This is a genomic window from Pseudomonas veronii, assembly GCF_001439695.1.
Classification (GTDB): domain Bacteria; phylum Pseudomonadota; class Gammaproteobacteria; order Pseudomonadales; family Pseudomonadaceae; genus Aquipseudomonas; species Aquipseudomonas veronii.
In genome coordinates this window covers 57,698-80,277 of the sequence record NZ_JYLL01000021.1, presented here as the reverse complement: position 1 = coordinate 80,277, position 22,580 = coordinate 57,698, and the positions used below count along the sequence as shown (strand labels likewise).

The window sequence follows — 22,580 nt, the reverse complement described above, 5'->3', positions numbered from 1 at the left end:
TCTGCCGAGGCCTGCATGTCTTTCGATCTCGCCGCGCGTCTCGCTGCCCGTCGTGCCGAACACCTTTACCGCCAACGCCCTCTGCTGGACAGCCCGCAAGGCCCGGAAGTGGTGGTGGACGGTCAACCGTTACTGGCGTTCTGCAGTAACGATTACCTGGGCCTGGCCAATCACCCGCAGGTGATCGAGGCCTGGCGTGCCGGTGCGTCCCGTTGGGGCGTGGGCGGTGGCGCTTCGCACCTGGTGGTCGGGCATGCCACGCCGCACCATGCGCTGGAAGAAGCCCTGGCCGACTTCACCGGACGCCCGCGTGCGTTGTTGTTTACCACCGGTTACATGGCCAACCTCGGCGCGGTCACGGCGCTGGTGGGGCAGGGCGATACGGTGCTGGAAGACCGCCTCAACCATGCTTCATTGCTGGATGCCGGCCTGCTGTCCGGGGCGCGCTTCAATCGCTACCTGCACAACGACGCCGCCAGCCTGGCCAAGCGCCTGGAGAAAGCCACCGGCAATACTCTGGTGGTCACCGATGGCGTGTTCAGCATGGACGGCAACCTCGCCGACTTGCCGGCGCTGGCCCGTGAAGCGCGGGCCAAAGGCGCCTGGTTGATGGTGGACGATGCCCACGGTTTCGGCCCGTTGGGCGCGAACGGCGGCGGTATCGTCGAGCATTTCGGCCTGAGCCAGGCGGATGTGCCGGTGCTGGTCGGCACCCTGGGCAAAGCGTTCGGCACTGCGGGCGCCTTTGTCGCGGGCAGTGACGATTTGATCGAAAGCCTGATCCAGTTCGCCCGGCCCTACATCTACACCACCAGCCAACCCCCGGCCCTGGCCTGCGCCACCCTCAAAAGCCTGGAGCTGCTGCGCACCGAGCATTGGCGGCGCGAGCACCTCAACGGCCTGATCCGCCAGTTCCGCCACGGTGCCGAGCAGATCGGCCTGACGCTGATGGACAGTTTCACGCCGATTCAGCCGATCCTGATCGGCGACAGTGCCAAGGCCATGGCGTTGTCGCGGATGTTGCGCGAGCGCGGCCTGATGGTCACCGCGATCCGCCCACCCACCGTGCCCGCCGGCAGCGCCCGTTTGCGCGTGACGCTGACCGCGGCCCACAGCGCGGCGCAGGTGCAGCTATTGTTAAACGCATTGGAAGCGTGTTTCCGCTTGTCCGGTACGACGGAGCCCGACCATGCGTGATCGCTTGATCCTGCTGCCCGGCTGGGGCCTCGGCGTGTCGCCGCTGGAGCCGTTGGCCGCCGCCCTGCACGGCCTGAACGAGCACCTGCGCGTACAGGTCGAGCCGTTGCCGGCGTTGGCCTCCAGCGACCTGGATGAATGGCTCGACGAACTCGACGCGAGCCTGCCGGACAACGCCTGGCTCGGTGGTTGGTCGTTGGGCGGCATGCTCGCTTCCGAGCTGGCCGCGCGGCGCGGTGAGCGTTGTTGTGGGTTGCTGACCCTGGCGAGCAACCCGTGTTTCGTCGCCCGTGATAGTTGGCCGAACGCGATGCCCGGCGCAACCTTCGAGGCGTTCCTCGCCGGTTGCCACGCCGACGCCCCGGTCACCCTCAAGCGCTTCGGCCTGTTGTGCGCCAAAGGCGCCGCGGACCCTCGCGGCTTGGCGCGTCTGCTGGCCAGCGCGGCACCACAGACGCCGTGGGACGTGTTGATGAACGGCCTCGAGCTGCTTGCCCAACTGGATACCCGCGACGCCTTGGTGGCCTTCCGCGGCCCGCAATTGCACCTGTTCGCGGGCCTGGATGAATTGGTGCCCGCCGAAGCCGCCAGCGACCTGCTGAGCCTGCTGCCCGATGTCGAAATCGGCCTGATTGAACAGGCCGGCCACGCTTTTCTCCTGGAGGACCCCCACGGTGTAGCGGGGGCCATCCAGGCTTTTTTGCACGAGTGCGTTGATGACTGATTTAGCCCATGCCTGCCTGCCAGGCGCGTTGCCGGACAAGCGCCAGGTGGCGGCCTCCTTTTCCCGTGCCGCCGCCAGTTACGACAGCGTGGCCGAGTTGCAGCGCGCGGTGGGGCATGAATTGCTGACCCGTCTGCCGCCGGCCTGCAGTGCGCAGCGCTGGTTGGACATGGGCTGCGGCACCGGTTATTTCAGCCGCGTGCTGGGCGAACGGCTGCCGGCCGGCCAAGGCGTGGCGCTGGATATTGCCCAAGGCATGCTCGACCATGCGCGGCCGTTGGGCGGCGCGCAGCATTTCATCGCCGGTGACGCCGAGCGCCTGCCGTTGCAGGCGGCCAGCTGCGGGTTGATCTTCTCCAGCCTGGCGGTGCAATGGTGCGCGGATTTCGCGGCGGTGCTCAGCGAAGCCTATCGCGTGCTGCAGCCGGGCGGCGTGCTGGCGTTCGCCAGCTTGTGCGTGGGCACATTGGACGAGTTGCGCGAAAGCTGGCGGGCGGTGGACGGGCGGGTCCACGTCAACCGCTTCCGCAGCTTCGAAGCCTATCAACAGCTGTGCGCGGCCAGTGGCTTCAAGGTGCGGAGCCTGGAGCGGCGTGCTCATGTGTTGCATTACCCGGATGTGCGCAGCCTGACCCACGAATTGAAAGCGCTTGGCGCGCACAATCTCAACCCGGGGCGGCCAGGAGGGTTGACGGGCCGCGCGCGGATTGTTGCACTGATCGACGCCTACGAGCAGTTCCGCCAGGCCCAGGGCCTGCCGGCCACCTACCAAGTGGTGTACGCCGTACTGGAGAAACCGCTATGAACGCCGCTTATTTCATCACCGGCACCGATACCGATGTCGGCAAGACCACCATCGCCGCCGGCCTGCTGCATGCCGCGCGCCTGGCCGGCAAAAGCACCGCCGCCGGCAAGCCGGTGGCTTCCGGTTGCCAGGTCACCGCCAAAGGTTTGCGCAACGCCGATGCGCTGGCACTGCTGGCCGAGTGTTCGTTGCCGTTGAGTTACGCCGAGGTCAACCCGGTGGCGTTCGAGCCGGCCATCGCGCCGCACCTGGCCGCGCGCGAGGCGGGCGTTGCGCTGACGGTGCAATCGCTGCTCAAACCCATGCAACAGATCCTGGCGCGAAAAGCGGATTTCACCCTGATCGAAGGCGCGGGCGGCTGGCGCGTGCCGTTGGCCGACCAGGACAACCTGTCCGACCTGGCCATGGCGCTGCAATTGCCGGTGATCCTGGTGGTGGGCGTGCGCCTGGGGTGCATCAGCCATGCCCTGCTCACCGCCGAAGCGATCGCGCGCGATGGCCTGCCGCTGGCCGGTTGGGTGGCGAATATCATCGAGCCGAAGACCTCTCGTCTGGAAGAAAACCTCGCCACCCTGGCCGAACGCTTGCCCGCGCCGTGCCTGGGCCGGGTGCCCAAACTCAAGCACGCCAGCAGCGCCGCGGTGGCCGAGTACCTGCACTTGGACTTGCTTGACTGATTTTGGCTATCGATAAGGCATTATGCCATTAGTGTTTTTGACGGGCCTTTTGCCCGGATGTCTGTTTCAATTCAACTTCACGATTCTCTCAGCAGGTCCACGCCATGGAAATCTCTGGCAGCAGCGCGTTTTATTCAGGTCTGAGCACCATTCAGGCCGGGCAGAGCCGCGTCGACCAGGCCGCCGGCAGGATTGCCAGCGCCGCCACTACCCAGCCGTCGGACGCCCAGAGCGACCTGCTGCAGGCCAATGACCGCGCCCAGCCGACCAACTCGGCGAGCAATATGGTCGAAATGGCCCAAGGCAAGTTTCAGGTGGAGCTGGGCGCGAAAGTCGCCAAGGCTTCCGATGAAATGCTCGGCACGTTGATCGACACCTTCGCCTGACCCCCTGAAGCAACGCGGTGTGCCAGGCACACCGCTCGCGCCTGCACCTTCGCCTTTTTCCCGATAACCCTTGTGGCGCCTCGCCGCAGGCATCGTCGTGCGCGCTCTTGAGCGGTGTCATGACAAACGGCAGCGGGACGACGCTTGACATCCCCAGGTGGTAAACGTATGTTTCAAACACCTGTTTGACCGCCATAACAAATCCCACGCGGTTGTTCATCCCAGACACATCAGCAGAGGTTTATCGCTATGCCTGACTACAAGGCCCCCTTGCGTGATATTCGCTTCGTTCGTGACGAACTGCTCGGCTATGAAGCGCATTATCAAAGCCTGCCGGCTTGCCAGGACGCTACTCCGGACATGGTTGACGCCATTCTCGAAGAAGGCGCCAAGTTTTGTGAGCAAGTACTGGCACCGTTGAACCGCGTGGGTGACATCGAAGGGTGTACCTGGAGCGAGTCAGGCGTTAAGACCCCTACTGGTTTCAAAGAAGCCTACCAACAGTTTGTTGAAGGCGGCTGGCCGAGCCTGGCCCATGACGTGGAGCACGGTGGACAAGGCCTGCCGGAATCCCTGGGCCTGGCGGTCAGCGAAATGGTCGGCGAAGCCAACTGGTCGTGGGGCATGTACCCAGGCCTGTCCCATGGCGCGATGAACACCATCTCCGAGCACGGCACCCCCGAGCAACAAGACGCCTACCTGACCAAGCTGGTGTCGGGCGAATGGACCGGCACCATGTGCCTGACCGAGCCTCACTGCGGCACCGACCTGGGCATGCTGCGCACCAAGGCCGAACCTCAGGCCGACGGCACCTACAAAGTCTCCGGCACCAAGATCTTCATCTCGGCCGGCGAACACGACATGGCCGACAACATCGTCCATATCGTCCTGGCCCGCCTGCCGGACGCACCGGCCGGTACCAAAGGCATCTCGCTGTTCATCGTGCCAAAATTCCTGCCGAACGCCGATGGCTCGATCGGTGCGCGCAACGCGGTGACCTGCGGTTCCCTGGAACACAAGATGGGCATCCACGGTAACGCCACCTGCGTGATGAACTTCGACGCAGCCACCGGTTTCCTGATCGGCCCGGCGAACAAAGGCCTGAACTGCATGTTCACCTTTATGAACACCGCTCGCCTGGGCACCGCGCTGCAAGGCCTGGCCCACGCCGAGATCGGCTTCCAGGGCGGCCTGAAATACGCTCGCGATCGCCTGCAAATGCGTTCCCTGACCGGCCCGAAAGCGCCGGACAAAGCGGCCGACCCGATCATCGTCCACCCTGACGTGCGCCGCATGCTGCTGACCATGAAAGCCTTCGCCGAAGGTAACCGTGCGATGGTGTACTTCACCGCCAAGCAAGTGGACATCGTCAAGTACGGCACCGACGACGAAGCCAAGAAACAGGCCGATGGCCTGCTGGCCTTCATGACCCCGATTGCCAAGGCGTTCATGACCGAAGTCGGCTTCGAGTCCGCCAACCACGGCGTGCAGATCTACGGCGGTCACGGCTTCATCGCCGAGTGGGGCATGGAGCAGAACGTGCGCGACAGCCGCATTTCGATGCTGTACGAAGGCACCACCGGCATCCAGGCGCTGGACCTGCTCGGCCGTAAAGTGCTGATGACCCAAGGCGAAGCGCTGAAGGGCTTCACCAAGATCGTCCACAAGTTCTGCCAGGCCAACGAAGGCAACGAAGCGGTCAAAGAGTTCGTGACACCGCTGGCCGCGCTGAACAAAGAGTGGGGCGAGTTGACCATGAAGGTCGGCATGGCGGCGATGAAAGACCGTGAAGAAGTCGGTGCCGCGTCGGTGGACTACCTGATGTACTCCGGTTACGCCTGCCTGGCTTACTTCTGGGCCGACATGGCACGCCTGGCGGCCGAGAAACTGGCCGCCGGCACCAGCGAAGCGGCGTTCTACACCGCCAAGCTGCAGACCGCGCGCTTCTACTTCCAGCGCATCCTGCCGCGTACCCGTACTCACGTGGCCACCATGCTGTCGGGCGCCAATAACCTGATGGACATGAAAGAAGAGGACTTCGGCCTGGCTTACTAAGCCTCACCGAGCCCACTTGAAAAACCGTCGCTCCTGTTGGGGGCGACGGTTTTTTTTTGCCGATAAAAAACGCAGCGGGGCGCTCAGGGATTGCGATTGGCTGCCGTTACAGTGATGGCAATGTGATACAGGCCGGGCAGGGTATGTTTAACTGTCTGGAGTAAGGCACAGTGCCATCATTCCTGGCGGGTCGGAGTTTTACCCTTGTCACGCGCGTCCGCTTTACGTTTCAGTCATTTCCTCCCTTCATTGCTGCTGTTACTGGCCGGGCTCTCGGCTGCGTATGTCAAGGACCTCAACGTCTTCTTCACCTCGCTGTTCAACGTGTTGCCGACCCTGGTGCTGTTGCTCGGCGGTTCGTATTGCGCGGTCTATCGTCGCCAGCGTGAACTGTTCCTGATGATCACGGTGTACATCGCCTACTTCCTGCTCGACACCCAGACCGACTACTACCGCGACAACGGCCGCGTGCGCGAAGACGCCGCGGTGGTGTTCCACTTGTGCTGCCTGTTGCTGCCGCTGCTGTTCGGCCTCTATGGGCTGTGGCAGGAAAAAACCCACTTGTTCCGTGATTTTGTCGCGCGCTGTGCGGTGCTGCTGGCGGTCGGCAGTGTCGCGTTGGCGCTGGAGCAAAGTTATCCCCAGGCGCTGCTGAACTGGCTGGCGGAAATTCGCTGGCCGGCGCTGCATGGCGCCTGGATGAGCCTGATCCAGCTGTCGTACCCGATGTTCCTGATCGGTTTCCTGACCCTGGTGGCGCAATACTGGTACCAGCCGCGCCCGCTGCACGCGGCGCAGATGGTGGGGCTGGTGGGATTGTTCTGGATGTTGCCGCAGACGTTTATCCTGCCGTTCACTCTGAACATCATGTGCAGCCAGGTGATGCTGATGATTGCGGCCGCGGTGGCCCACGAGGCCTATCAGATGGCGTTTCGTGACGAGTTGACCGGCCTGCCGGGGCGTCGCGCACTCAATGAGCGCATGCAGCGACTGGGGCGCAACTATGTGCTGGCGATGAGCGACGTCGATCACTTCAAGCGCTTCAACGACACCCATGGCCACGATGTCGGCGACCAAGTGCTGCGCCTGGTCGCCAGCAAGCTGTCGAAGGTCAATGGCGGCGGACGCGCCTACCGTTATGGCGGTGAAGAGTTCGCCGTGGTGTTTGCCGGCAAGACCCTGGATGAATGCATGCCGCACCTGGAAGAAATCCGCGAGATCATCGCCAACTACGACATCAAGCTGCGCAACCCGGACCGCCCGCAGGATGACCTGCAAGGTCGCCAGCGGCGCGCGGGCAGCGGTGCGTCGAGTGTCTCGGTGACCGTCAGCATCGGCGTGGCCGAGCGCCAGGCCGAGCATCGCACCTCCGAAGAGGTGCTCAAATCCGCCGACCAGGCGCTGTATGCCGCCAAGGGCGCGGGGCGTAACTGCGTGATTGCGGCCGGGCAAACCCGCCGTGGCGCGGTACGCACGCAGAGTGCTGCCGGTTGAGTGATGGTGCTGTATTCAGCGGCGCTACAGTGATTGTCCGGGGCGGTGGCCGGCAGTAGGTTGAAACCATCTGCTGCCGGAGACATCGCCATGCCTGAGTACAAAGCTCCCCTGCGCGACATGCGCTTTCTGATCGACAACGTGTTTGATTTCCACGCTCACTACGCCGCCCTTGGCGCGACGGACGCCAGCCCGGACATGGTCAGCGCGATCCTCGAAGAAGGTGCGAAATTCTGCGAGAACGTGCTCGCGCCGCTCAACCGCAGCGGCGATGAAGAAGGCTGCCATTTCGACAAAGGCGTGGTGACCACGCCCAAGGGCTTCAAGGAAGCCTTCGCTCAGTATGTGCAAGGCGGCTGGCACGGCGTGGCAGCCGACCCGGCCTACGGCGGTCAAGGCCTGCCGCAATCCCTGGGGCTGGTGCTCAGCGAAATGATCGGCTCCAGCAACACCTCCTGGGGCATGTACCCGGGGCTGACCCACGGCGCGATGTCGGCGATCCACGCCCACGGCAGCGCCGAACAGAAAGCCACCTACCTGAGCAAACTCACCGCTGGCGAATGGACCGGCACCATGTGCCTGACCGAAGCCCACTGCGGCACCGACCTGGGCCTGATCAAGACCCGCGCCGTGCCCCAGGCGGATGGCAGCTATGCGGTCAGCGGCAGCAAGATCTTCATCTCTGCCGGTGAGCACGACTTGAGCGCCAACATCATCCACCTGGTGCTGGCCAAGCTGCCGGACGCCCCGGCCGGCACCAAAGGCATCTCGCTGTTTATCGTGCCCAAGTTCCATGCCGATTCGGGCGAGCGCAACGCGGTGCATTGCGGCTCCATCGAGCACAAGATGGGGATCAAGGCCTCGGCCACCTGCGTGCTGAACTTCGACGGGGCCAAGGGCTTTTTGATCGGCGAGGCGAACAAAGGCCTCAACTGCATGTTCACCATGATGAACCACGCGCGCCTCGGCACCGGGATGCAAGGGCTGTGCAACGGCGAAGCGAGCTTCCAGGGCGCGATCAGGTACGCCAACGACCGCCTGCAAATGCGCGCGCTGACCGGCGCCAAGGCCCCGGAAAAAGCCGCCGACCCGATCATCGTCCATCCCGACGTGCGGCGCATGCTGCTGACCATGAAGGCGTTCAACGAAGGCAACCGGGCGCTCACCTATTTCACCGCGCAACTGCTCGACACCGCGCACTTGAGCGCCGACGCCGGCCAGCGCCAGGAGGCCGAAGACCTGTTGGCATTCCTCACGCCGATCTGCAAAGCCTTCATGACCGACACCGGGCTGGAAGTGACCAACCACGGCATGCAGGTGTTCGGCGGCCATGGTTTTATTCGCGAGTGGGGCATGGAGCAGTTGGTGCGCGATTGCCGCATTGCGTCGATCTACGAAGGCACCAACGGCATCCAGGCGCTCGACTTGCTGGGGCGCAAGGTGTTGGGCAGCCAGGGCAAGCTGCTGCGCGGTTTTACCCGGATTGTGCATAAGTTCTGTGAGGCGCATGCCGAGCATGCGCAGCTCAAGGCGTATGTGGCGCAGCTCGATCAACTGAACCGGCAATGGGGCGAGCTGACGACCGAGGTCGGCATGGCCGCGATGAAAAACCCTGACGAAGTGGGCGCCGCCGCGGTGGACTACTTGATGTACAGCGGTTACATCGTCCTCGCCTATTTGTGGCTGCGCATGGCGATCGCGGCGCAGACCCACGACGATGCCGACTTCGCCAAGGCCAAGCTGGCCACCTGCGACTTTTACTTCAAGCGCCTGCTGCCGCGCACTGCCACCCATCGGGCTGCCGTGCAAGCGGGCAGCGAGTGCCTGATGAGTCTGCCTGCGGAGGCATTCGGCGGCTGATGACTTAAAAATACCAATCAGTCAAAAGTGGACCCTATGTGTCTGAAAAGTTGTTCGGGTACACTCGGCGCCTGTAAAACCGACCCTATCGAATTACTTTTCACGTTCTCACGAGGTTTGCCATGGCTGATTACAAAGCGCCGTTGCGTGATATGCGCTTCGTCCTCAACGAAGTTTTTGAGGTCGCCACACTTTGGGCCCAATTGCCGGCATTGGCAGACACTGTCGACGCCGAAACCGTTGAGGCAATCCTCGAAGAAGCCGGTAAAGTCACCGCCAAATCCATCGCCCCGCTCAGCCGCAGCGGCGATGAACAGGGCTGCCGCTGGGCCGACACCGTTGTCAGCACCCCGGACGGCTTTCCACAGGCCTACACCACCTACGCCGAAGGCGGCTGGGTGGGCGTAGGCGGCGATCCGGCGTTTGGTGGCATGGGCATGCCCAAGGCGGTGTCGGCGCAAGTCGAAGAGATGATCAACTCGTCGAGCCTGGCGTTTGGCCTGTACCCGATGCTGACTTCCGGCGCCTGCGTGTCGATCAACACCCACGCCAATGAAGCACTCAAGGCCACTTACCTGCCGAATATGTACTCCGGCAAGTGGGCCGGTTCCATGTGCCTGACCGAGGCCCATGCCGGCACCGATCTGGGCATTATCCGCACCAAGGCCGAGCCTCAGGCGGACGGTTCCTACACCATCAGCGGCACCAAGATCTTCATCACCGGCGGCGAACACGACCTCACCGAGAACATCATCCACCTGGTCCTGGCCAAACTGCCGGATGCCCCGGCCGGTCCCAAGGGCATCTCGTTGTTCCTGGTGCCGAAGTTCATGGTCAATGCCGACGGCAGCCTGGGCGCGCGTAACCCGGTGAGCTGTGGCTCCATCGAACACAAGATGGGGATTCAAGCGTCGGCGACCTGTGTGATGAACTTCGACCAAGCCGTGGGTTACCTGGTGGGCGAGCCTAACCGGGGCCTGGCGGCAATGTTCACCATGATGAACTACGAGCGTCTGGGCGTAGGCATCCAGGGCCTGGCGTCCGGTGAGCGGTCCTACCAGAACGCGATTGAATATGCGCGCGACCGCCTGCAGAGCCGTGCGCCGACCGGTGCCCAGGCCAAGGACAAAGTCGCCGACCCGATCATCGTCCACCCCGACGTGCGTCGCATGCTGTTGACCATGAAGGCGTCGAACGAAGGCGGCCGTGCATTCTCCACATATGTGGCGATGCAGTTGGATATCGCCAAGTTCAGCGAAGACGCCGCCGCCCGCGAGCGCGCGGATAACCTGGTGGCCTTGCTGACCCCGGTGGCCAAGGCATTCCTCAGCGATCTGGGCCTGGAAACCACGGTACTCGGCCAACAAATCTTTGGCGGCCACGGTTACATCCGCGAGTGGGGCCAGGAGCAATTGGTGCGTGATGTACGCATTACCCAGATCTACGAAGGCACCAACGGCATTCAGGCCCTGGACCTGATGGGACGCAAGATTGTCGGCAGTGGCGGCGCGTTCTACACCCTGTTCGCCGACGAGATCCGCCAGTTCACCGCCACCGCGGGCGCGGAGCTGGCTGAGTTCACCGCGCCGCTCAATGCCGCGGTGGATAGCCTGGATGAGTTGACGGCCTGGGTGCTGGACCGTGCCAAGAGCAACCCGAATGAAATCGGTGCGGCCTCGGTGGAGTATTTGCATGCATTCGGTTACATGGCCTACGCCTACATGTGGGCAAGGATGGCCAAGGCGGCGCTGGGCAAAGAAGCCGAGGAAGGTTTCTACGCCAGCAAGCTGGGCACCGCACGTTTCTACTTTGCCCGTCTGCTGCCGCGTATTCAGTCGTTGAGCGCGTCGGTAAAAGCCGGTAGCGAATCGCTGTTCTTGCTGGATGAGGCCCTGTTCTAAGGGTGTAGAGGCTTTGTAAGCATTCTCTTACATGACGTGCTGCTAATCGTCCTCTATCGCCAAATTGGATCCACGGATAATCTACTTCACATGGACGTCGCGCAGGAAGCGCAAAGCAACAACACGGACACGTAGGATTCTGCCAGGATGGCGGAGTGAAATGGATGTCAGGGAAACAGTCTGCAAAGCCCCGCTTCGGCGGGGTTTTCTTTTGCCCGCGAAAAAGTCAGCCCGGCACCTGCGGAGCGTTCATCACGTCCTCCAGCAAGGTGCGCAGCAGCGCCAACGTCGCTTGCTGGCGCTGCACATCGCGGCACACCAACCCGACTTTCAGCGGCACCCTCGGTTCACTCAAGGGTTTCCACAGCAGCGCCTGGCTGTTGTGTTGGTCCTGGGAACGTCCCGGCAGTACCGTGGCCAGTTTGGTATGCGGCAGGCTGTCGAGAATCCCCACCATGGTATTCAACTCCGCCTGCACCTGCGGGCGCCGCCCGAGGTTGGATAGCTGACCCTGCCAGATCTGCCGGATCTGAAACTCCTCCCCGAGCAGCAACATCGGCAACTCGGCCGCTTGTGTCAGGGAGACTTTCTTGAATTCACGCAGGGGGTGATCCTCCGGGATGACCACCTTCAGCTCATCTTCATACAGCAGCACGCCGTGCAACCCCGGCTGGCGGGGCGGCAGGTAACTGATGCCGATGTCCAGCGAACCATTGAGCAGGCGCCGTTCAATCTCCAGCCCGGTCAGTTCGTAGATTTGCACCACCAGGTGCGGCTGGGCCTTGCGCACACGCTCCAGCATCTGCGGCACCAGGCTGGTGTGTACGGTTTGCAACACACCGATGGCCAAGGTGCGCAATGCCTGGCCCTTGAAGTTGCGCAACGCCTCCACGGCTTGCTGCATGCCATCGATCAACGGCAGGGCGTGGTTGTATAACGTATGGGCCGCGAGGGTCGGCAGCAGGCGCTTGCTGCTGCGTTCGAACAGGCTCACATCGAGGTTTTGTTCGAGCTGGCGGATCTGCTGTGACAGGGCCGGTTGGGAGATCGACAGACGCTCAGCGGCACGGCCTACGTGGCCTTCCTCATACACCGCGACGAAATAACGCAGTTGCTTAAAATCCATAAGTAATTCTTATCGAAAAAGCTGGAAAATCGAAATGGCCGTTGGCCCCCAAGACGCCTAGTCTAGCGCCTATCCACAAGGCTTACAGGGCCAGATCGGGCGATGATTAGCGTTTATGTTGATGGTGTTTGCATAGGCAAGTCAAAAAACCTCCAGGTAGGTTTTGCGGGGTACACCGACCACGGCATGGTTGCCATGGGAGGAAAAGTGTGAACCTGTTCAATTTGCGCCGCTCGGCGGCCAGTCTGGATGACCTGATCCTGGATGCTTGTGGCGAAGATTTTCCCAGTGGATGCCTGATGCCTACCGTAGCGCGCCCCCCGCAGGTCTTTGTGCGCGGCCAGGGTTCCTGGTTGTGGGACAGCGATGATCGCGCCTATCTGGACTTCAGCCAGGGCTGCGCGGCCAACAGCCTCGGCCACAGCCCGCAGGTATTGATCCGGGCCCTGGCCGATCAGGCCCAGGCGCTGATCAATCCCGGTAACGGCTTGCATAACCGTCCCCAACTCAACCTCGTCGACCGCCTGTGCCACCGCACCGGCAGCGACCAGGCGTATTTGCTCAACAGCGGCGCGGAAGCCTGCGAAGCGGCGATCAAACTGGCGCGCAAGTGGGGTCAGCTGTATCGCGGCGGTGCTTATCGCATCATCAGCGCCAGCAACGGTTGCCATGGGCGCAGCTTCGCGGCGATGTCGGCCTCGGCGAGCAGCCGTGAAAACCGCTTTGAACCGCAATTGCCGGGCTTCAGTCACGTCCCGCTCAACGACCTGGCGGCGCTGCACGCCGCCGTTGACGCGCAAACCGTTGCCATCATGCTCGAGCCGATCCAGAGCGAAGCCGGCGTCATCCCGGCGACCGAGCATTACCTCAAGGGTGTCGAGCGGCTGTGCCGCGAGCTGGGCATTCTGCTGATCCTCGACGAAGTGCAAACCGGCATCGGCCGTTGCGGCACCTTGCTCGCCGAAGAGTACTACGGTGTACGCGCCGACATCATTGCGCTCGGCAAAGGCCTGGGCGGTGGCGTACCGCTGGCGGCACTGCTGGCGCGTGGCAAGGCTTGTTGCTTTGAAGTCGGTGAGCTGGAAGGCACCCATCATGGCAATGCGCTGATGGCCTGCGCCGGGGGGGCGGTGCTCGATGCTGTGCTGGGGCATGGCTTCTTCGAGCATGTGCGTGAGTCTGGTTGTTACCTCGGCGAAGGTCTGGCTCGCCTGGCTTATCGCTATGGCCACGGTCAACTGCGCGGCCAGGGCCTGATGTGGGGCCTGACGTTATCGGATGATTCTGCGGATGCCGTAGTAAAAGCGGCTCTGGACGAAGGACTGATCCTCAACGCCCCGCAACCCAACTGCCTGCGCTTCACCCCGGCCCTGACGGTGAGCAAAAGCAACATCGACGAAATGCTCCTGCGCCTGGGGCACGCCTTTTCCCGGGTACGCACCGCACAACTGCAATGCCGCAAGGGCATCGCCGTCTGACCCCTTATTCCTGAACCGTCTCGCGGTATACGCGGCGCCCCCAGCTTGTTTTTTTTGGCTGGGGGCGTTTTTTTTTGTGCAGCGAACGATGGTCGCGGTGCCAGATCCTACTGAACCCTCACGAACGTCCAAGGTCGATTAGCTACACGGCTCACACGAGCCGATTTTCAGGAGCTGAACCCATGGACATCATTCGTATCATCATCGCCATTCTGTTGCCGCCACTGGGTGTGTTCCTGCAAGTGGGTTTCGCCGGCGCGTTCTGGCTGAATATTCTGCTGACCTTGTGCGGTTACTTCCCAGGCATCATTCACGCGGTGTACATCATCGCCAAGCGCTGAGGCCCTCAGCTTTTTGCGATGAGTCGTGAGTTGCGCTCGTTGCGAAAGGCCAGTTGCTCGATGGTCTGGGTGGCGTGTTCGGCCTCTTCCCGTGCTTGAAGGATGATGCCGTGGTGCTCGGACTTGCTGCACACCGGGTCGGCATTGCTTGCATCCCCGGTCAGCATGAACGCCTGGCAGCGGCAGCCGCCGAAGTCCTTTTCCTTTTCATCGCATGAACGGCACGGCTCGGGCATCCAGTCGTAGCCGCGAAAGCGGTTGAAACCGAAAGAGTCGTACCAGATGTGCTGCATGCTGTGGTCGCGCACGTTGGGAAACTGCACCGGCATCTGTCGGGCGCCGTGGCAGGGCAGGGCGGTACCGTCCGGAGTTACGGTCAGAAAGATGCTGCCCCAGCCGTTCATGCAGGCTTTCGGGCGTTCTTCGTAGTAATCCGGGGTGACGAAAATCAGCTTGCACGGGTGCCCTTCGGCTTCGAGCTTGGCGCGGTATTCGTTGGTGATGCGTTCGGCGCGCACCAACTGTTCCTGGGTCGGCAACAACCCCACACGATTGAGCTGCGCCCAGCCATAGAACTGGCAGGTGGCGAGTTCGACAAAATCCGCTTCCAGCGCAATGCACAGCTCGATGATGCGGTCGATCTTGTCGATATTGTGCCGATGGGTGACGAAGTTCAGCACCATCGGATAGCCATGAGCCTTCACTGCGCGGGCCATTTCCAGCTTTTGCGCGAAGGCCTTTTTCGAGCCGGCCAGCAGGTTGTTCACCTGTTCGTCGCTGGCCTGGAAGCTGATCTGGATGTGGTCCAGGCCAGCCTTCTTGAAGTCGCTGATCTTCTGCTCGGTCAGGCCGATGCCGGAGGTGATCAGGTTGGTGTAGAAGCCCAGCTTGCGCGCTTCGGCGATCAGTTCGGCGAGGTCCTGGCGCACCAGCGGTTCACCGCCGGAAAAGCCCAACTGCGCGGCGCCCATCTCACGGGCTTCGCGAAATACCTTGAACCACTGCTCGGTGCTCAGCTCCTTGCCCTGCTCGGCGAAATCCAGCGGGTTGGAGCAATACGGGCACTGCAGCGGGCAGCGATAGGTCAGCTCGGCGAGCAGCCACAAGGGCAGGCCGATGGCTGGTTTTTCAGGCAAGGGTGATCCAGTGCTCGGCACGGGCGACCTCCATGAATTGCTCTACGTCATTGCCCAGCTCAGGCACACCGGGAAATTGTTTATCCAGCTCACCGATGATCGTGGCGACGTCGCGCTCGCCGTCGATCAGTCCACCGATCAAGGCGGCACTTTCATTGAGCTTGATCATGCCCTCGGGGTAGAGCAGTACATGGCCTTTTTGCGCGGGCTCGTACTGGTAGCGATAACCCTGGCGCCAGGTCGGTTTCTTGCTGCGATCAAAGCTCATAGGGCGATCCCTTTATGCCAGACCCGCTGTGTGGTCACGCTGTGATAGGGCGGGCGTTTCAATTCGTAGGCCATGCTCATGGCATCGAGCATGCTCCACAGGATGTCCAGTTTGAACTGCAGAATTTCCAGCATACGCTCCTGGCCTTCGCGGGTGGTGTAGTGCTGCAGGGTGATCGCCAGGCCATGTTCGACATCGCGGCGGGCCTGGCCCAGGCGGGTGCGGAAATACTCATAGCCGGTGGGGTCGATCCACGGGTAATGCTGCGGCCAGCTGTCGAGGCGCGATTGGTGGATCTGCGGCGCGAACAGTTCGGTCAGCGAGCTGCTGGCGGCTTCCTGCCAGCAGGCGCGGCGGGCGAAGTTGACGTAGGCGTCCACCGCAAAGCGCACGCCGGGCAACACCAGCTCCTGGGAGCGCAGTTGGTCCGGGTCGAGGCCGACGGCCTGGCCCAGGCGCAGCCAGGCTTCGATGCCGCCGTCTTCGCCGGGGGCGCCGTCGTGGTCGAGCAGGCGCTGAATCCACTCGCGGCGGATTTCACGGTCCGGGCAATTGGCCAGGATCGCGGCGTCCTTCAGCGGGATGTTCACTTGATAGTAGAAGCGGTTGGCGACCCAGCCCTGGATCTGCTCGCGGGTGGCGCGGCCTTCATACATCGCCACGTGGTACGGGTGATGGATATGGTAGAAGGCGCCCTTGGCCCGCAGGGCTTTTTCAAATGCATCGGTGCTCATCGGTATATCAGTCATATGGGTCTCCTGTGGGAGCGAGCTTGCTCGCGAAGGTCGTTAACGGTGACGCGTGCACCCTGAATATCTGCGGTGTTCTTGCGTTTTTCGCGAGCAAGCTCGCTCCTACAGTTCAATGCTCATGCCGTCGTAAGCCACTTCGACATTGCGCCGCACCAGCTCGGCCCGCTCGGGAGAATCTTCATCGAGGATCGGGTTGGTGTTGTTGATGTGGATAAGTACCTTGCGCTGCTTCGGCAGGTGTTCCAGCACTTCGAGCATGCCACCGGGGCCGTTCTGCGCCAGGTGGCCCATCTCGCGGCCGGTGCGGGTGCCGACGCCACGGCGCTGCATTTCATCATCGTCCCACATCGTGCCGTCCACCAGCAGGCAGTCGCTGCCAGCCATGATTTCCAGCAATGGCGCGTCCACCTTGCCCAGCCCTGGGGCGTAGAACAGTTTGCCGCCGGTGCGCAGGTCTTCGACGATCAGGCCGATATTGTCGCCGGGGTGCGGGTCGAAGCGGTGCGGCGAATACGGTGGCGCGGCACTGCGCAGCGGCAGCGGGGTGAAACGCAGGTTGGGGCAGGCCGGGATGGTGAAGCTGGCGTCCAGCTCGATACGGTTCCAGGCCAGGCCGCCATTCCAATGGGTGAGCATGGTGAACAGCGGGAAACCGCTGCTGAGGTCTTCATGGACCATGTCGGTACACCACACCTGGTGCGGGCAGCCTTCGCGCAGGCTCAGCAGGCCAGTGGTGTGGTCGATCTGGCTGTCCATCAGGATGATCGCGCTGATGCCGGTGTCGCGCAGGGCGCGGCCGGGTTGCATCGGCGCGAAGCCCTGCAGTTGTGCGCGGATATCCGGCGAGGCATTGCACAGTACCCAGTTCACGCCATCGTCGGAAATCGCGATGGATGACTGGGTACGCGCCTGCGCTCGCAGGCTGCCATCACGAAAGCCTGCGCAGTTCGCGCAATTGCAGTTCCACTGCGGGAAGCCGCCGCCGGCGGCGGAACCTAGAATCTGGACAAACATGGCCGCTCCATCAAACAAAGCTGAAAACAAAAACGCCCCGGACGAGCCGAGGCGTTGTCTTACCCAGCCAATCAGCGGCTGGCGAAGTACATAGTCACTTCGAAACCGATGCGCAGATCAGTGTAAGCAGGTTTGGACCAAGTCATATTCTTACTCCTACGAAGGGATGGGACGTTTACTACCAAGTAATACATATAGTCCACCTCCAGTCGGAGATGTTCAGATGTGTGCCTATGAATATTACGCATTTTTTTCCAAGTTAGCGCTGTCTTGGTGGAAAAAGCCTATTGCGGCAGCGGCAACGATCAGTCTGCCGATTGCCAGTCACCGCCGCTGCGCGGGCCGTTGGCGATGCAGCGCCAGCCGCCCGCGGCGTCCTGCACCTGTTGGGCGGCGCGCTGCAGATCCGCGTGCGTCAGGGCTTGGATCTGGTGTTGAAGCAGCGTCAGATAATCCGCTGGATGGCCGGCCAGGCGCGCCTGCCACAACAGTTCGGCGGCCTGGGCGAGGGGCAGCGCCTGCGCCGTGAATTGTTGCGCCAGCGCTGGGTGGCCGAGGTCGTCGCTGGCGTCGATCAATGCCGGTAATTGCGTGAGGAAGGTGCGCAGGTGCTGCATGATGCCCTCAAGGGAAACGCTGGGCGACTGCACGCCAAACAGCAGGCCGGTTTGCCCATTGATCTGTCGGATACCGCTGAACACCGCGTAGCCGATTTGCAGTTCTACCCGCAGGCGTTGGTAGAACGGCCCTTGGAGCAGGTGCGCCAGCAGGCGCCATGCGGCTTCATCTGCCAGGGAGCGCGTCGGCGTCGGGCAGAACAGCAGCAAGGCCGCATCGAGGGCATCGGTGTGGACCTCATGCCATAGACGCTGGCCGTTGAGGCTGGGGCATTCGGATTCAAGAATGGCCGGTTGCCCGGGCAAGCGGGTGGCGGCGGATCTGAGCGCCGCTTCGCAGTGGGCGGGCAGCCCAATGCCCAGGCCTTCCCAGCGTGCGTGGGCCCACGACAGCGAGGGCGCAGGCGGGTTTGGTCGAACGCCGGCACAGCACGCCGGCAGCGCCTTGAGCAATTGCCGGATGGCAATCGGCGGTGTACCGGCAGTGGCGTGTTGCCGATCCTCCTCAAGCAGGTTCAGGCTGCGCGCGAGTTCATCGAGTATCGCCGGCATGGGTTGGTGAAGACCGACCATCTTCACCAGCCAGTCATTGCCGATCGCGTCGAAGGATAAGTCGACGCCGGCCTGGCGGGCATTTTCGCGCAACGGTGCCAGGGTGTTTTCCAGCGTCGATGGGCGCGCGCAATCCAGCCGCCAGCGCAGGTAGAGCGCGCCTTCCTCATGGGCATCGGCCAACGCCGGGCTGAACGACAACGCCGACAGCTCTCGCCGCCCTCGGGAACGGTCCTGGGCAAAGGTGCGCAGGCCCCGGTGGGCGCTGGTCTGGCCGCGAATCAGGCCGGCGCGTTCGTCCTTCACGGGTGGGCGCAGGAACGGGTTGTTGGGCGGCAGTTGCCACGCATGTCGGCAGGCTTGCAGCGGCAGGGCGTCGAGCAGGGTCTTGAGGGCGGCAACGTGCTGCTCCGACACCGGCGCTTCGAGTTCTTCGCTGTCATGCCGCGCCAACGCGAGGGCGCCTTGGACCTGCTGTTGGCGTGCGTTGAGCAGGGCGAATTCCTCGCGCAGAGATGTCCAGTCGCTGTGTGCGAAAAAGCTCAGCCAGTCGTACAACAACGCTTCGATCTGTGTCGCCGCGTCGCTTTGAGTTCCGAGGGTAAAGTCGAGATCCAGCAGCGCTTGCCCGGCGAAATGGTAGAGCACGGAGGCCTGCACAGTGCTCGCCAATTGCCGCGCTTGCAGTTCCGCGCGCAGCCCGCCGGGCGCCGAGGCGTTGAGCCCGAAACAAAGGAAATCCAGGGCTTCCCTGGGGGCGTCGACGCTGATGACGTGATGCAGATGGCCGTCGGCGCTGTGTTGGAAATGCTGTGTATGAGCGGGCATCAGCGCCGGCGGGGCCGCCTGCGGGTGTCGCGGGCCGGCGCGCAGTTGCTCACTGAAGCGCCGCGCCAGGCGTTCCAGTTCTGCCAGCGGTTGTGGGCCGGCCAGACTCAAGGTCATTTGCCCCGACTGATAGAAGTGCTGGTGGAAATCCCGCAATGCTTGCTGAAACGCCTGACGTTCCACCGGCAGGCTGTCGCGATTACCCGCATGGAAGCCGCGCAGCGGATGATCGGCCGCCAGGCCCTCCAGCAGCGCGACCTGTTGTTGCGCGTTGGCGTCCTGGGACCAGGCGATGAACTCCGCGTGCAGCACTTCGCGCTCGCGCAGTTGATCGTCCAGCGCCAGGCGCGGATGGGTCAGCAGATCGGCCAGGCGTTCGAGCCCATCGGCAAAGGTCGACAACGGCAGTTCAACGAAGAAATCCGTGGTGCGCTCGCGGGTGCTGGCATTGACCTGGCCACCGTGGCGCTGCACGTAGGTCATCAGCCCTTCATCGCTCGGAAAACGCTCAGTGCCAAGAAACAACAGATGTTCCAGAAAGTGCGCCAGGCCGGGCCACGCCAACGGCACGTCATGGCTGCCGGCCGCCACCCGCAAAACAGCGGCGCAACGCTTTAAACGCGGGGCATGGCGCAGGGAAACCCGCAGGCCGTTGGCCAGGGTCAGGTGAAGGTGATGGGGCTGGGCCGGCGCAGGCATGGGCACTTCCGATACGAGGGAAGTGCCTATGCTAGCAAACCCTCCAGATCAGGGCTTGTGCAGCGTGCCGTACAGTTCGGGGCGGCGGTCTTGCAGGTAGTCATTGGCGGCGCGGGCATCGAGAATCGATTGGTGTTCCAGCGTGCCGACGATCAAGGCTTCATCCAGGCCGGCCTGGGCGATTCGCTGCCCATCCGGCGCGGCAATGCTGCTTTGCCCGCAATACTGAATCTCGCCTTCGTGCCCGCAGTAATTGGCGTAGGCCACGTAGCACCGGTTCTCGAAAGCCCGCGCCCGCACGGTGACGTCGGCGACAAAGTCGAACGGCACCATATTCGCGGTGGGCACCACGATCAGGTCGGCGCCGGCCAGGGCCAGGCGCCGTGTGTTTTCCGGGAACTCCAGGTCGTAACAGATCAGCACGCCCAGTTTCCAGCCGTTGAGTTCCACCAGCGGAAAATCATCGCCGCCGGCACTGAACATCGAATGATCGAGGTCGCCGAACAGGTGCGTCTTGCGGTAGTTGCACAGGCGCTGGCCGTGGGCATCGATCAACTGCACGGCGTTATAGATCTGCCCGTTCGCGGCGCGCTCCGGGTAGCCGTACAGGATTGCCAGCCCGGCACTTCGCGCCAGTTCGGCAATCGTTCGCGCCGACTCGCCATCCTGCGCCTCGGCCAATGCGCCGACAGCTTCGGCACCGATGTTGTAGCCGGTGAGGAACATCTCCGGCAGCACCAGCAGGTCGGCGCCGGATGCCTCATGCGCGAGTCGGTGCAGGCGCTCGAGGTTGCCGGCCACATCCAGTGGCAGCGGTGGGCATTGGTACAGGGCGACACGCATGGCTTGGCTCCTTAATCGGCCAGGGCAATTGGCCCGATTTCATCGAACACGTCACCCGGCCCCGGGTTCTCTGGGTGAGTGTGGCCGCCGAAGTGGGTCATGATGCCCCACACCGCGTTCAATGAGGTTTGCACCGCGCCTTCGACCCAGGCCGGTGTCCAGGATACGTCATCGCCGGCGATAAAAATCCCACGTTGCTCGGCGGGCATATCCTTCTGCATGAAGTGCGCGTACATCCGCTGGTTGTAGCGATAGTGACCGGGCAACGCACCTTTGAAGGCCCCGAGGAAATGCGGGTCGGCTTCCCAGGACACGGTGATCGGGTCGCCGATGATGCGCGCCTTGATGTCGACTTTCGGGTAGATCTTGTTCAGTGCGTCGAGGGCCAGCTTCACGCGTTTATCGATGGGCTGCGGGAGCATTTTCAGCGCATCGCTCATCCACGAGTACGACAGGCAGATCACGCCCGGCTTGTCGTCGCCGTTGTCGAACAGGTAAGTGCCACGGGTCAGGCGATCGGTGAGGGTCATGCTCATCAGGTCGCGGCCGGTTTGCGGGTCTTTGTCTTTCCAGAACGGGCGGTCGACCATCACGAAGGTCTTCGACGATTGCATGTAGCGGGTGCGGTCCAGGGCCATCCACATCTTTTGCGAGAACAGGGTCTCGTCGCATTCGATCTGGGTGGTCAGCAGCCAGCTTTGGCAGGTGGTCAGCACGGCGGCGTATTCGCGGGTATCGCCGTAGTTGTCGGTCACGGCGAAACGGCCGCCGGGCGCGTGGGCAATGCGCTTGACCCCGGCCCGTGGCGCGCCGCTGTGCAGCGAACTCAGGCTGGTGCCCGCCGGCCAGTGGGCGCAGCGCTCCGGCACATGGCGCCAGATACCCATGGGCACCTGCGCCACGCCGCCGACCACCAGGTGTTGATGGTCGTCGCAGTTGGTCATCACCACGCGGAAGATTTCCAGCATGGAGTTGGGGAAGTCCGAATCCCAGCCACCGGTGCCGAAGCCGACCTGGCCAAACACCTCGCGGTGATGGAAGGACAGCTTGGCAAAGGCCTTGGAGGTGGCGACGAAGTCGTAGAAGGTGCGGTCGTCCCACAGCGGCACGAGTTTGTTCCACAGCGCCTTGAGGCGCGGCACATCGCGGTCGCGAATGGCTTGCTGGATATCGCCGAACTGCGAGCCGGCTTCCAGGGCGTCGGCCCACGCGTCAGCCACTTCCTGGAACAGTGCAGGCAAGTCGGACAGTTTTTGTGCGTAGTGGGTCTGGCCTTCCAGGTCGATGACCGTGCTGCCGGAAGCCGGCGTCAGCGGGTTGGGGAAGGGTTTGGTGTCCAGGCCGAGCTTGTCGACATAGTGGTAGAACGCGGTGGACGACACCGGGAAACGCATGCCGCCCAACTCGGCGATGATCCCTTCGGCGCCTTCAAACGCCTGGGAGCGCAAACGGCCGCCCATCTTCGAGGCCTCGTACACCACGGGCTTGAGGCCCAGCTTCATCAGTTCGTAGGCGGCCACCAGGCCGGCGATCCCGGCGCCGACGATCGCCACTTCGGCGCCGTGGTTGGCGGCCGGAATACTGCCCAGGCCGGCGGGGTGTTCGATCCAGTCATCAAACGCAAAGGGGAAATCCGGGCCGAAGATGGTGATCGGTTTTTTACCGTCGGCGGGGTGGCGATTGGTCTTGCTGATGCTGCTGGACGGAATGCTCATGGCTGACCTTACTAGCGGCTCGCGGGACGTACCCGCTGAGTATAGGAAAAGATGGCAGCCAGTTTAGGGAGCGTAGCGTTCGTTAATAAGACGCAAAGTGTCGTCGAATTGA

20 protein-coding genes are annotated in these 22,580 nt (G+C 62.8%); 11 read left to right on the top strand and 9 right to left on the bottom strand.

Annotated elements, in window-relative coordinates; genetic code table 11:
• Positions 1–15 precede the first annotated feature (15 nt).
• The 9 genes from bioF (at position 16) to TU80_RS21955 (ending at position 11,099) form a co-directional block, all read left to right on the top strand.
• Positions 16–1,197, top strand: a complete 1,182-nt coding sequence (gene bioF / locus TU80_RS21995) for an 8-amino-7-oxononanoate synthase (protein WP_017847845.1) — start codon at positions 16–18, stop codon at positions 1,195–1,197.
• Positions 1,190–1,921, top strand: a complete 732-nt coding sequence (locus tag TU80_RS21990) for an alpha/beta fold hydrolase (RefSeq protein WP_057005406.1) — start codon at positions 1,190–1,192, stop codon at positions 1,919–1,921. The genes bioF and TU80_RS21990 overlap by 8 nt, the downstream gene beginning before the upstream one ends.
• Positions 1,914–2,726, top strand: coding sequence for a malonyl-ACP O-methyltransferase BioC (bioC, locus tag TU80_RS21985; RefSeq protein WP_057005405.1), 813 nt, complete (start codon positions 1,914–1,916; stop codon positions 2,724–2,726). The genes TU80_RS21990 and bioC overlap by 8 nt, the downstream gene beginning before the upstream one ends.
• Positions 2,723–3,403, top strand: coding sequence for a dethiobiotin synthase (gene bioD / locus TU80_RS21980; RefSeq protein WP_046381837.1), 681 nt, complete (start codon positions 2,723–2,725; stop codon positions 3,401–3,403). Before bioC ends, bioD begins: the two co-directional genes overlap by 4 nt.
• A 104-nt stretch (positions 3,404–3,507) precedes the next feature.
• On the top strand, positions 3,508–3,789 hold the full coding sequence (locus TU80_RS21975) for a hypothetical protein (RefSeq protein WP_046381838.1): 282 nt from the start codon (positions 3,508–3,510) through the stop codon (positions 3,787–3,789).
• A gap of 249 nt (positions 3,790–4,038) precedes the next feature.
• Entirely contained in the window at positions 4,039–5,844 is a 1,806-nt protein-coding gene (locus TU80_RS21970) for a phenylacyl-CoA dehydrogenase (RefSeq protein ID WP_057005404.1), read from the top strand.
• A gap of 204 nt (positions 5,845–6,048) precedes the next feature.
• The gene (locus TU80_RS21965; RefSeq protein ID WP_057005403.1) at positions 6,049–7,338 is read left to right on the top strand and encodes a GGDEF domain-containing protein; all 1,290 of its coding nucleotides are present in this window, start codon (positions 6,049–6,051) and stop codon (positions 7,336–7,338) included.
• A gap of 90 nt (positions 7,339–7,428) precedes the next feature.
• Entirely contained in the window at positions 7,429–9,198 is a 1,770-nt protein-coding gene (locus TU80_RS21960) for an acyl-CoA dehydrogenase C-terminal domain-containing protein (protein ID WP_057005402.1), read from the top strand.
• A 122-nt stretch (positions 9,199–9,320) separates the two neighbouring features.
• The gene (locus TU80_RS21955) at positions 9,321–11,099 is read left to right on the top strand and encodes an acyl-CoA dehydrogenase C-terminal domain-containing protein (protein ID WP_046381842.1); all 1,779 of its coding nucleotides are present in this window, start codon (positions 9,321–9,323) and stop codon (positions 11,097–11,099) included.
• Positions 11,100–11,325: 226 nt separating this feature from the next.
• On the opposite strand, the gene TU80_RS21950 is transcribed toward TU80_RS21955, so the two are convergent.
• A complete protein-coding gene (locus TU80_RS21950; protein WP_046381843.1) occupies positions 11,326–12,225 on the bottom strand; it encodes a LysR family transcriptional regulator in 900 nt (299 codons plus the stop codon).
• Between the two features lie 209 nt (positions 12,226–12,434).
• Between TU80_RS21950 and TU80_RS21945 the strand changes: the two genes are divergently transcribed.
• Together TU80_RS21945 and TU80_RS31945 are read left to right on the top strand one after the other, a co-directional pair.
• Entirely contained in the window at positions 12,435–13,703 is a 1,269-nt protein-coding gene (locus TU80_RS21945) for an aspartate aminotransferase family protein (protein WP_046381844.1), read from the top strand.
• Between the two features lie 182 nt (positions 13,704–13,885).
• Entirely contained in the window at positions 13,886–14,044 is a 159-nt protein-coding gene (locus TU80_RS31945; protein ID WP_010207008.1) for a YqaE/Pmp3 family membrane protein, read from the top strand.
• 5 nt (positions 14,045–14,049) lie between these two features.
• Here TU80_RS31945 and pqqE read toward each other — a convergent pair whose 3' ends face one another.
• The 8 genes from pqqE to TU80_RS21910 form a co-directional block, all read right to left on the bottom strand.
• Positions 14,050–15,180 (bottom strand): pyrroloquinoline quinone biosynthesis protein PqqE, encoded by a 1,131-nt coding sequence (gene pqqE, locus TU80_RS21940; RefSeq protein ID WP_017847834.1) that lies wholly within the window; start codon positions 15,178–15,180, stop codon positions 14,050–14,052.
• Positions 15,173–15,448, bottom strand: a complete 276-nt coding sequence (gene pqqD, locus TU80_RS21935) for a pyrroloquinoline quinone biosynthesis peptide chaperone PqqD (RefSeq protein WP_046381845.1) — start codon at positions 15,446–15,448, stop codon at positions 15,173–15,175. Before pqqD ends, pqqE begins: the two co-directional genes overlap by 8 nt.
• Complete coding sequence (gene pqqC / locus TU80_RS21930; protein WP_017847832.1) at positions 15,445–16,197, bottom strand: pyrroloquinoline-quinone synthase PqqC; 753 nt, start codon at positions 16,195–16,197, stop codon at positions 15,445–15,447. Before pqqC ends, pqqD begins: the two co-directional genes overlap by 4 nt.
• Positions 16,198–16,302: 105 nt before the next feature.
• A complete protein-coding gene (gene pqqB, locus TU80_RS21925; RefSeq protein WP_017847831.1) occupies positions 16,303–17,214 on the bottom strand; it encodes a pyrroloquinoline quinone biosynthesis protein PqqB in 912 nt (303 codons plus the stop codon).
• A 71-nt stretch (positions 17,215–17,285) separates the two neighbouring features.
• Positions 17,286–17,360: a pyrroloquinoline quinone precursor peptide PqqA gene (gene pqqA / locus TU80_RS31940; RefSeq protein WP_003194766.1), complete on the bottom strand. Its 75-nt coding sequence runs from the start codon at positions 17,358–17,360 to the stop codon at positions 17,286–17,288.
• A 159-nt stretch (positions 17,361–17,519) separates the two neighbouring features.
• Complete coding sequence (gene pqqF, locus TU80_RS21920) at positions 17,520–19,910, bottom strand: pyrroloquinoline quinone biosynthesis protein PqqF (protein ID WP_057005401.1); 2,391 nt, start codon at positions 19,908–19,910, stop codon at positions 17,520–17,522.
• Positions 19,911–19,958: 48 nt separating this feature from the next.
• Complete coding sequence (locus TU80_RS21915) at positions 19,959–20,753, bottom strand: carbon-nitrogen hydrolase family protein (protein ID WP_046381847.1); 795 nt, start codon at positions 20,751–20,753, stop codon at positions 19,959–19,961.
• Between the two features lie 11 nt (positions 20,754–20,764).
• The gene (locus TU80_RS21910) at positions 20,765–22,447 is read right to left on the bottom strand and encodes a flavin monoamine oxidase family protein (protein WP_046385157.1); all 1,683 of its coding nucleotides are present in this window, start codon (positions 22,445–22,447) and stop codon (positions 20,765–20,767) included.
• Positions 22,448–22,580 lie beyond the last annotated feature (133 nt).